General features: G+C 41.8%; 7 protein-coding genes and 1 pseudogene. 3 read left to right on the top strand and 5 right to left on the bottom strand.

Annotated features, from left to right (window positions below; genetic code table 11):
• Positions 1 to 55: 55 nt before the first annotated feature.
• Together ACFWMP_RS03710 and ACFWMP_RS03715 are read right to left on the bottom strand one after the other, a co-directional pair.
• Positions 56 to 1,066, bottom strand: a complete 1,011-nt coding sequence (locus ACFWMP_RS03710; protein WP_042187045.1) for a LacI family DNA-binding transcriptional regulator — start codon at positions 1,064 to 1,066, stop codon at positions 56 to 58.
• A 128-nt stretch (positions 1,067 to 1,194) separates the two neighbouring features.
• Positions 1,195 to 1,482 carry an ArsR/SmtB family transcription factor gene (locus tag ACFWMP_RS03715; protein ID WP_042187043.1) on the bottom strand — a complete coding sequence of 96 codons (288 nt, stop codon included), beginning with the start codon at positions 1,480 to 1,482 and terminating at the stop codon, positions 1,195 to 1,197.
• Positions 1,483 to 1,692: 210 nt separating this feature from the next.
• On the opposite strand from ACFWMP_RS03715, the pseudogene ACFWMP_RS03720 reads away from it, so the two are divergent.
• Positions 1,693 to 1,787, top strand: a pseudogene (locus tag ACFWMP_RS03720) (alpha-L-arabinofuranosidase C-terminal domain-containing protein); the annotation flags it as partial.
• 106 nt (positions 1,788 to 1,893) lie between these two features.
• On the opposite strand, the gene ACFWMP_RS03725 reads toward ACFWMP_RS03720, so the two are convergent.
• From ACFWMP_RS03725 to ACFWMP_RS03735, 3 genes are all read right to left on the bottom strand, one after another.
• Entirely contained in the window at positions 1,894 to 4,275 is a 2,382-nt protein-coding gene (locus ACFWMP_RS03725) for an alpha-L-arabinofuranosidase C-terminal domain-containing protein (RefSeq protein ID WP_379422020.1), read from the bottom strand.
• A 197-nt stretch (positions 4,276 to 4,472) separates the two neighbouring features.
• On the bottom strand, positions 4,473 to 5,378 hold the full coding sequence (locus tag ACFWMP_RS03730) for a hypothetical protein (RefSeq protein ID WP_379422022.1): 906 nt from the start codon (positions 5,376 to 5,378) through the stop codon (positions 4,473 to 4,475).
• A 205-nt stretch (positions 5,379 to 5,583) separates the two neighbouring features.
• Positions 5,584 to 6,465: an AraC family transcriptional regulator gene (locus tag ACFWMP_RS03735; protein WP_379422024.1), complete on the bottom strand. Its 882-nt coding sequence runs from the start codon at positions 6,463 to 6,465 to the stop codon at positions 5,584 to 5,586.
• Positions 6,466 to 6,521: 56 nt separating this feature from the next.
• On the opposite strand from ACFWMP_RS03735, the gene lacZ reads away from it, so the two are divergent.
• Both lacZ and ACFWMP_RS03745 read left to right on the top strand, forming a co-directional pair.
• On the top strand, positions 6,522 to 9,635 hold the full coding sequence (gene lacZ, locus ACFWMP_RS03740; RefSeq protein ID WP_379422026.1) for a beta-galactosidase, LacZ type: 3,114 nt from the start codon (positions 6,522 to 6,524) through the stop codon (positions 9,633 to 9,635).
• Between the two features lie 291 nt (positions 9,636 to 9,926).
• Positions 9,927 to 10,952: an ABC transporter substrate-binding protein gene (locus ACFWMP_RS03745; protein ID WP_379422028.1), complete on the top strand. Its 1,026-nt coding sequence runs from the start codon at positions 9,927 to 9,929 to the stop codon at positions 10,950 to 10,952.
• The last annotated feature ends 78 nt before the right edge of the window (positions 10,953 to 11,030 follow it).

Genomic DNA, 11,030 nt, shown 5'->3' on the forward strand with positions numbered 1-11,030 from the left:
CTTTCTTATATTTAAAAAATGATCGGATACTATCTTGTTGCCCTTCTTGAAAGCGTTAGTACCGATCAATCTTCACTTGAGTAGAACCACGTACAATTAGTTCACCTGGCAATTTCATCATTTCGCCCTGTTCCTTCTTCTGAATCATGCGAACCAGGTGATTTATGGATAGAATACCTTGTCTGGCAATTTGATTTCTTACCGTCGTTAATGGCGGTGAGAAATACTGCGCGATATCAATATCGTCAAACCCCATAACGCTTATATCCAACGGGACTTCATATCCATTCGATTTCAAAGCTTGAATACATCCAATGGCACTCAAATCATTCCCCGCTAAAAAAGCATCAGGCATTTTTTCAGGACTTAAATGAACTAGAGACTTTATAGCGTTATAGGTGCTCTCTTCCTCAAAATATCCTTGGATAATATACTCTTCGTTCGTAGGAAGCTGATATTGACGCAAAGCGGCCAAGTATCCTTCTTTCCGCTGAACACTGTCATACATCTCATCTACACCAGATATGTAAGCAATTTTCTTGTGTCCCAGACTGATTAAATATTTAGTTGCTTCGTAAGCAGATTCAAACGAATTAAAGATTACGCTTCCCATCGTTTCATTCTTAAGTGGTCGATCCAGAAACACAGCCTTGATCTTGTCTTTTACCATTGCGGCAATTTCTTCTTCATCTATTCTCAGCTCTTCATAGATAATGACACCATCCACACGTCGACCTAGAATATTGCTCATAATTACTTGTTTATCCTTTGTAACAAATACATTTAATCCATAACCTAACCGATCACATTCACGAGACATGGACTCCACCAGCTTATAGAAGTACGGGCCCGCTACACTTGTCGTGAAAAAACCTAGCATTTTAGTTTTTCCGTTCCTTAGGAGCTTGCCATTTAGGTTTGGAACATAATTTAATTGCTTCGCAACCTTAAGCACATGTGATTTGGTCTCCGGATTTAATACATCAACGTCATTTAGTGCGTTGGAAACTGTAGAAATGGACACTCCAGCCTCTCTAGCAACGTCTTTGATAGTTACCTTTTCCATAACGATTCAATCTTCCTTTACAAATAAAAACGTTTTTATAAATTTAAATTATCATAAAAACGTTTTCATTACAATATGTTTTTTTTATTTTTATTAATTCTCTATTTCGTATCATTCACAATATCTGATTAGCAGATTCCCCGAGATCCTGATAATTTAATCTGCAGGCAGTTCGTAGACAGTGAGCAATACTTATATGTCCCTCCATCCACACGTCTCATTTTAGAGTTAATCAGGCCTGCTTTTTGTAGCTTGGCAACATGGGTGCTAACCATCGCACTACTTATATAGAGCTCGGCAGCCAGTTCTTTAATATGCATCTCTTTTCGGTCTAGTAGTTCGATAATCCTTAACCTGACTTCACTTGCAAGTGCTTCATAGACTCGAAGCGATTCTGAATCTGTAGTTAAGTGCATTTTATTGTCTCCTATGCCTTTGAATTAGTATTTTTATGTATTCACAAATCAATTCCTTAGTTAACAATAATATTAATCATTAATTTAACATAAGCGAGATAAGTATGGATGCAGTGTAGCTACTACCTGTGATTATATTCAAGCTATGAAAAAGAGCAAGAAGAAAATTAAAGTTCGAAGATGTATACCCACTAGAAGAACACTGGTCGTGGCTGCTGTCTCATTACATTACTAAAACATGTGAACCGTGTAAAGATGGTCTGCGTCGGCCAGCTATTAATGATATTGCACCTATCATGACCGAGAATATCCTAGAATGTGATCGTCTATGGGTGAACAGCTATACAACCGGACATAAACGCCCCTTTGAACCTTTTTAACACTAAGGATTCAGAGGGGCGTTTTTAGTTTTTATTTTATTCTAAAAATCGTTACGGATTGTTTAGGGAACTCATAAGAAAAACTGCTGCCCATCGTCGTAAAATTGGTTTGCTTAGGGGAGACAAACTCTTTATTCTCGAAGTTATTTTCATCCTCAAGCTGGTATCCCGACAGTTCATATACTTCGATGGACAAATTCTTTTCTGCCAACTCTTCTAAAATAATTTCAGCAGAAACGCTGTTCTCTTGTACATTCACTGTCTTTAGAATGATATCTCCTGTGGAATCCTCCACACTTGCTGTGTAATACAGCGGTTCGATGACCGGAAGTTTGTCCTCCGTCTCATTGATCAGCTCTCCGTTAATATAAGTACGAATATGTCTGCCTGATACTTCTAGCATCAGATTGTATTCTACGTCTGTTTCAACTGTAAACATAGAATGTGTAAGTACAGTGTTTCTCCCGTTAATAATAGAGGCCACAATGGAATCCTGATTTTGCCAGCCACCTAGTTCCCAATACAAATGATTCTGACCATCTACTTTACCAAAATAGAACACAAACCCTATATTCCCTGCGGTTCTAGTAGCCTTAAAATTCAAGGTATAGCTCTCCCACTCCGTCTCTCCAAGCTCTAGTGTTCGTTTGGCCGTTCCGTTCTGAGCAGGATCAGGCAGGTTTGATACTTCTTCTGACAACTCAGAATACGTCTTCACTTCTCCCGTAACATTGTTGACCAGTGTGATTTCTGAATATCGAGCAGCGGATGCATCCACACCCAAGCTAATCGCTCCTGTGATCGCTTCAGCTTTGCGTTCCTCAGATACTGTGAAGCCGTTCGCTTTTATCTCCAGCAGCTGATCTCCCTGATGGTTCATGAATAGCTTTTGAACATAGTAGTTCGCAGTTCCGTACACTTCATGATTATTAAACCAGATTAGATCCGGCTTCCAGTTGATATAATCCACATTGCAGAGCATAGGAGCATAACATGCCAAACCAACCGCATGAGCGTTGTTCTGAAGTCCCGTCATAAAAGCCGCTTCCACTAATGCGTTATAATAGGTATTGCCCCATGAAGCATATTCACCTAAGAATACTTTCGGTTCGTCGCCCTTAAAGTCATCATAACGATGATGATTCGCCAGGAACCATTCAGGTGTACAGTAATAATGCTCGTCTACAAGATCAGACTTATTCTCTTTTGCCGATGTCCAGCCCCGCTCATATTCCTTACCAGCAGAGAATGGACCGCTCGAATTAATGACCTTAATATCCGGATATTTCTCTTTAATGGCTTGATGAAAGTATGGATATCTCTCGAAAAAGGGTGCACCTACCTCTTCATTGCCGATGCCGATATACTCTAACCCAAAAGGTTCCGGGTGCCCAAGGTTCGCACGTATCCTTCCCCACTTCGATGAAATGTCCCCATTGGCAAATTCGATCAAATCCAGTGCATCCTCAACCCAGGGCATTAATTCACCCAGCGGCACCATACGTTTATGATGCGGATCGTAGCCGCCCGGAAGAACGGGAATCGGCTTAGCTCCAATATCCTCACAGAACTGAAAATATTCAAAGTATCCTAACCCAAGCGTCTGATTGTAAGACCAGTTATTCCGCCTTGCCGGCCTTTGTGCCACATCCCCTATTGTATTCTTCCATCTGTACATAGAATCTCTGTCATCTGGATTTAAGGAACCGTCATGTACCAGACAACCTCCCGGAAACCGCATGAATTTAGGCTTTAAGTCGGCGAGTAACAGTGAAATATCTTCACGCATGCCCCCAGGTCTGTTCATAAAGGTCTTCTCCGGAAACAGAGAAACCATGTCCAGATATACCCTCCCGCTGCCTTTGGTAACGATTACAAGACGTGAACTAGTATCTGTAGCCTTAGACTTAATAACTGCTTCGTATCGAGTCCATTCGGAGTGATTCACAGCGATTTCCGCTTCACCATGAATGATACCATTTGTACTTTCAATGGATATGATAAGGGGTACGTCAAAGCTTGTCTCCCGACGAGCATATACCGAGAACTTATAATTCTCGCCCTCTTTTACCGGAATACCACTATTGAATCCCAGATTCATTAACCCAACGCCGTCACCTTCAGCCACAACATCAATGGCTACATAATGTGGATTACGATCATTCAAGGGCTCGCTATCTTCCACGGTGATTACAGTTTTCCCATCTCCACGTTCTACAGGCTCCCAAGCCATTAACGCATGATAATCGGCCCGATCGATCGGATCAAATTCAAAGGATCGATTCTGAACTAGCTCAGCATAAAGTCCACCATCTGCCGCATGATTTAAATCCTCAAAGAAGATTCCAAATAAATCACCTAATGCTGCACCATGCTTCTGTGTATGTATTGTCAGAGTTCCTTCTGTCTTCATTCTTTCATCACTCCCTTGTAAAAATCAGTTTAGTTTATAATTATATTACTTAGTTCATATCTATATAAATAATTATAGTGAGTTCACTTCACATTCGTCAATTCAGATGCTTTGAATGTACAACAAAAAAGCCGATATCGTATGAGAATCCATACAACATCGGCCTTTATAACACAGGTCCATTTATACCTACTCATTTATTTAGCAGTCATTTGCCCTACTAAGAACTCAACAAAATCAGTTGATTTGTTCTTATCTTCATCTTCTCCAAACACCCCAATGATCATCTTCCGTGAATGAATTGGAAGGTCTGTAGCAAATTTCGTATCTGTGATATCTACGCCTGTGATCCATTCTTCACCGTTCTCCGTATTTTTTATACGTTTCAAACGAATATCATCTAGAGGAAGTCCCGCTGATTTAACAAACGGCTCTAGATTCTTAAGTCCCTGCTGTTGTCCGATCCAATCAAAAGTAGCATCATCCAAAATAAGAATATTCGGACGATCCGCCGCCAGCATCGCCATCGCGCGCTGGATATAAGTCATGTCTAACGCGCCTCCACCTTCTCCACCTGTTGAGGGAAGGTATACGACTTCCGTCTTTACCCGCTTCCAAGCTGGATAACGATTGACGATCTCTTGTTTAAGCTCTTCATCCTTACCTGATGGATCTTGAGATTCATAGTTTCCTAGGAACATGATAGTTACATCCACTGGCGGGAGTGAAGCTTCATATTTTTTGGCTTGATATTGATTATAAAGAGCGTTACCTCCAAAGATTAGCACTAACAGCACAACGATAGATACAAATGTATGGACTTTGTATAGCCTAAAAAAATTCTCCGATTTACGCGCTATGCCGGAAAATGCTCCCCATTTCTCTAGCCGCTTGTCCTCTGCCTCCTGAATTTCCTGCTGATCTATGCCGTCTAAGATCGTTTTGTAAGCCAGAAATTCTTCTTCATAGGCTGCAGCCTCAGTTTCTGAGGAATTTGATTTACGGCGTTTCAAGTGCAAATCAAACTTTTTATTCAGTTCCTCCCGGGTAATGTCTACAGGCAAGTCCAAACGTTCGTATGCCTCTTTTAACTTCTCATTCAAATTGATGACTCCTTCCTGATGCTTTGCTAGATATCTGATCGTAAATTTGGTTCTATGTATTGAATTAGATTGGACATACACATATTGCAAAAAAATGAGCGAATTCGTGAAAAATACAATATATGAACTCAATTAAACTATATCATGGAGTGCTAGACGCTAACAAGTAAGCGTTTATCATAGGGCTTAGAGGCATTCTATTACTCTAGTCCAAACCATGCAGCTGTTTAAATTGCTCTGGACTCATTCCAGTCAACCGCTTAAACACTAGACAAAAGTAGCTGGCATTTTCGAAGCCCACTAACTGAGCAATTTCATACATTTTTTTATCTCGTTCATTGAACATTAGCTGTTTACTCAAGTTAATACGTTGCTTGTTGATATAGGTTACAGGTCGATCATGAATTGTTTTTTGAAAAAGCCTGCATAAATACTGTGGCGACACTGCAATAACCTCCGCAAGTTCCTTTAATGGGAGGGTCCTATGAAGATTCCTTTCTATATGTCGCAACACCGGTTTAATTCGCTCCAATTCAAGAGCCTCGTTTAGAGGAGAAACTAGGTTGCTTTTTAAATCCAGTAGCAGCGCGTATAGTTGTTTGGATCGTTCCAGATTCGTTTCCAGTTCATTACTATCTGACAAGTTGAGCATTTCTTTTAAAGGATTTAGCCACTTATCCTCCTTCAACCTTGCAGGGCCTGATTCGCGGATTCCTGCGTACAGCAGCATTTGACCGGCCTCTCTACCATTAAATGAAATCCATGACAGCTTCCACTTACTACTGATTGGCGCATACGAATGCGTAATATTCGGGAACAAAAAGAATACATCCCCTGAACCCACAATATATCGTTTCTCCTGAATGACAAGTTCGCCTTTGCCTTCGTGAATCTGATGTATTTGGTAATCCGGAAATCCGGTAGGACGTAAGGTTTCTGCCTGATGCTCCCAAAATCCAATGGTTGTAGCATACAGCGGCAGCATATTCGTATCTTCCGTTTGGCAAAAAATTATTTTACTCTCCATCTGATCACTCGTTTCATATTTTGTTATATTGGATGAAAAATCTTTTATATCTCTTACCATTACTCCAATTTATAATATGAATATAATAACATCACTATTATAAAGGAGATTTACTCATGCGAGCAAAATTTGTTTACCAGCCTCCTGCAAATGGTTATCCAGAATGGAATAATAATCCGGAAATCTTCGAACTAAATCGCTTGGATGCACATGCTTCCATGATCCCTTATAGCAATCTAACGCAAGCCCTGGTGGGAGATAAAGAAACCTCACCATACTACAAAACGCTTAATGGTATTTGGAAGTTCTCTTTTTCCGAAACACCTGATCTACGGGTCGTGGATTTTTATAAAGCTGATTTCGATTGCAGCAATTGGGCTATGATTCCTGTACCTTCTCACTGGCAATTCCATGGGTATGATTACCCGCAATATACGAATGTCCGATATCCTTGGGCGGAATCTGAACCTGATCTCAAGCCACCCTTTGCTCCGACAAAATATAATCCCGTAGGCTCCTACATTCGAACCTTTACTGTACCTGAATCTTGGAACGGTCAACCTGTATACCTTAGCTTTCAGGGGGTTGAATCCGCTTTCTATGTATGGATAAACGGAGAACGGGTCGGTTACTGTGAAGACACCTTTACACCTTCCGAGTTCGATATTACCCCTTATTTAATTGCTGGTGATAATAAACTAGCTGTCGAGGTCTATCGTTGGTGTGATGCCAGTTGGCTGGAGGATCAAGATTTTTGGAGGCTTAGCGGTATTTTTCGGGAGGTCTATCTGTACACGGCCCCTTCTGTTCATGTTGCTGATTTTTTCGTTAAAACCGAGCTAGATGAAGCTTTCGTACATGCGGATTTAAACGTAGACATCAAAGTAGAGAATTATTTTAACGAGAAACTAAACCCTTATACACTCCATATGCAGCTATACAATAAAGAGGATCAACCTCTATGGGAGTCACCAGTATCTACAGTCACTTCCATTGATCAAGAGGGCGTTCAGCATTTCAAGCTTTCTGAGCATGTAGAAGATCCTTATAAGTGGAGTGCTGAGACACCGTATCTGTATACATTGGTTCTCTCCATGATTGACGATAAAGGAAACACTACTGAAACGGTCAGCTGTAAGGTCGGATTCCGTACCTTTGAGATCAAAGACGGACTTATGAAGATCAACGGCAAAAGAATCGTACTTAAAGGCGTTAACCGGCACGAGTTCTCTTGTGACACAGGACGTGCGCTATCCAAAAACGACATGATCCGAGATATCAAACTGATGAAAACACATAATATTAATGCGGTTCGGACCTCTCACTACCCGAATCAGTCTGTTTGGTATGAGCTTTGTGATGAATACGGACTTTACGTAATCGATGAAACCAATCTGGAAACGCACGGTACTTGGCAGTATGGGCAACAAGGTATACATGAGGGAAATGTACCTGCTAGCAAACCGGAATGGCGGGCCAATGTGATTGACCGTTGCAACTCCATGATGCAAAGAGACAAAAACCATCCTTCGGTTATCATCTGGTCACTGGGGAATGAGTCCTACGGTGGTGATAATTTTATCGCCATGCATGACTATCTCAGAGAAGCTGACCCGACACGACCTGTTCATTATGAAGGAATCTTCCATTGCAGAGAGTCAGAAGCAGCTAGTGATATAGAGTCGACTATGTATGCTAAACCGCACGATGTTGAAAAATATGCGCTAAGTCATCCTCAGAAGCCTTACATCATCTGCGAATACAGCCATGCTATGGGGAATTCTTGCGGTGGACTACACCTATACACCGATATGTTTGACAAGTTCGATGTATTTCAAGGTGCATTTATTTGGGATTGGGTGGATCAGGCTATCCGAACCAAAACATCCGAAGGTGTCCCATATTTAGCATATGGTGGTGATTTTGGTGAGTCGCCACATGATGGGAATTTTAGCGGAAACGGATTACTTTTTGCCGATCGCTCGGTTACTCCAAAGCTATTTGAGGTCAAAAAATGCTATCAAAATATTAAAGTAACTGCTTTAAATATCCGTGAAGGTCTCTTTCAGATTCGTAATAATTTTTTATTTACCGATATTGAACAATACGAACTTAAATGGGAAGTTTCTTTAGACGGAGTAACTGCGCAAGAAGGTTTGCTGCAAATCTCTGCTGCACCAGGAGAAATCGTTGAATGCACTATCCCATATGAACTGATTTCACATAGAGGTGATCATGAAGCTATTCTGAATCTCTCCTTTATTCAGCGTTCAGAAACTTCTTGGGCTGATGCTGACCACGAAATCGCTTGGGAACAGTTTATTCTATCCCCGCGTATCGTGATAAAGGCTCCAAAGACAACGGATGGAACGTTACATGTGCAGGAACATGAAGGTGCATTGACCGTACAGGGTGGGAATTTCACTCTAAACTTTAATACAACAACTGGTGAGCTAAACTCATACTATGCTGCCGGTAAAGAACATCTGCTTGAACCCGTAAGACCTAACTTCTGGAGAGCGGTCACGGATAATGATCTTGGCAATGGATTGCCAAAGCGCTGTGCAGTGTGGAAGCAGGCTTCTAATGAGCGGAATCTGTTGAGCATGAAATATAGAACTGAAGGAAATCTCTGTTTCGTTTCCACCACTTACCTTCTGCCAACGAATCCGTACTCCACCCTTCTGATTCAGTATGAGATTCGCCCTGACGGATCTTTAGAGATCCTGCAAGAACTGAATCCGGGTAGTAGCGTTCTGCCAGAAATTCCTGAGTTCGGAATGATGTTCGTGCTTGCTGGAAGACTCGATACCCTTTCATGGTACGGCCGTGGACCCCATGAGAATTATTGGGACAGACAGACTGGAGCACCTCTTGGCCGCTATACGGGCAAAGTCAGTGACCAGTTCATCCCTTATCTTAGACCGCAGGAGTGCGGCAATAAGACGGATGTCAGATTTGCTTCGATTACAGATGGCAACGACGGATCAGGACTTTATTTTGATAGTGCAATCCCTATGGAAATTAATGCTCTGCCTTGGAAACCCGAGGAATTGGAAGCACATGATCACGTATATAAATTGCCAGTCTCGAACAAAAGCGTACTGAGAGTCAACTACAAGCAAATGGGAGTTGGGGGTGACGATAGCTGGGGTGCACCAACCCACGAAGAGTTCACTCTGCCGGCTAATCGCCCATATACATTCCGCTTCACCCTTTCTCTTCTCTAATTTCTTTTATTAAAAAGGCCGTCTCTGGTAGGTTTCTACCAAACAAGACGGCCTTCTTCTATTTAATTCAATCTCACCGGCAGAGTTTTGCGTGCTCCTCAATGACTTCCTAGCCTTATCAATCTTTTTTTCTGGCTATCAACTCCAATAACAATAGGCTTGTTGTACAAATCAAATAGCCATAATGTGTTTTGTCCATTGAGTAAAAGGAGACTTTAATTTATGATAGTTTTCGTCGAGAATGATTATCATTATTGGTGATCGCTACATATTTTAGGGAGGCAATATTATATGAATAAGGTAAGACAACCGTTCGCCGTATTATGTGTACTCTTTCTGATGACCACAATACTACTCGCCTGCGGAAACTCAGGAGAACAACCAGCCAAGAACAATGCGTCGAACGCAGCCGGAAATAATACTTCTGCTACCACTGTACCTTCTCCAGAAACATCCGACAAGGGCACTAATGAAACTGCGGCAACTACTCGCTCCTACACGGATTACATAGGCCATACCGTAGAAATACCTGTTAACCCGAAGCGCGTGATTTATTCAGGAGAAACCTATGGAGATCTACTCGCACTTGGTGTGCAAGCGGTAGGATATCCACTTTCCATGGGTGAGGGTCAGGTTTTCGAAGATCAGCTACAAGGTGTCGAAGATGTAGGGTTCCCTATCAATCTGGAAAAGACGCTGGAACTTCAGCCTGATTTGATTATCTATGCAGGAACTGATGAAGCTGATTTCGAGCAGCTGTCCAAAATCGCACCCACGATAATATTTGACACCTTTGCCCCGCTAAATGAACGGATGCTTGATATCGGTGGAATTCTTGGGAAAACGACCGAAGCAGAGGCATGGCTGGCAAAGTATAAAACGAGTGAAGATGCCATGTGGGAACAATTAAAGGCAGCGGGCATAAAAGAAGGAGAAACAGCTACGGTCTTTACTTATTATCCTGGTGACAGACTATTTGTTATGGCGACGACCGGACTTTCGCAAGTCCTTTATGGAGAGAATGGTTTCAAGCCAACCCCAGCGATTCAAAAGGTTCTCGATGAAGGCATGGGATTTCAGGAAGTATCCATGGAAGTGCTTAAAGAATATGCCGGAGATCGGATTTTCATTCTAACTCCTGTGGCCGATGAAGCCAAGCAATCCACAGCTACTCTATTAAAGAGTCCGATCTGGAAAGGTCTCCCTGCCGTCAAGAACGGATATGTCTATACACAAGATATTATGAAGACTTCAAGTGATGCAACAACAAGAGAATGGCTGCTCGGTGAACTCCCACAGCTTTTGAATACGAAATAATTTTCACCTTCATGAAGCGTTTGGCACTTCGCTGATAGAAAACTGCAAGAAGCATGTCAACAGCTGTTGATATGCTTC

The sequence above is a fragment of the Paenibacillus sp. NPDC058367 genome, from assembly GCF_042723305.1.
GTDB lineage: Bacteria > Bacillota > Bacilli > Paenibacillales > Paenibacillaceae > Paenibacillus_AQ.

Bases quoted from the DNA above. Each gene is read 5' to 3' on its own strand.
- ACFWMP_RS03710 (WP_042187045.1), bottom strand. From the start codon at position 1,066: ATGGAAAAGGTAACTATCAAAGACGTTGCTAGAGAGGCTGGAGTGTCC.
- ACFWMP_RS03715 (WP_042187043.1), bottom strand. From the start codon at position 1,482: ATGCACTTAACTACAGATTCAGAATCGCTTCGAGTCTATGAAGCACTT.
- ACFWMP_RS03725 (WP_379422020.1), bottom strand. From the start codon at position 4,275: ATGAAGACAGAAGGAACTCTGACAATACATACACAGAAGCATGGTGCA.
- ACFWMP_RS03735 (WP_379422024.1), bottom strand. From the start codon at position 6,465: ATGGTAAGAGATATAAAAGATTTTTCATCCAATATAACAAAATATGAA.
- lacZ (WP_379422026.1), top strand. From the start codon at position 6,522: ATGCGAGCAAAATTTGTTTACCAGCCTCCTGCAAATGGTTATCCAGAA.
- ACFWMP_RS03745 (WP_379422028.1), top strand. From the start codon at position 9,927: ATGAATAAGGTAAGACAACCGTTCGCCGTATTATGTGTACTCTTTCTG.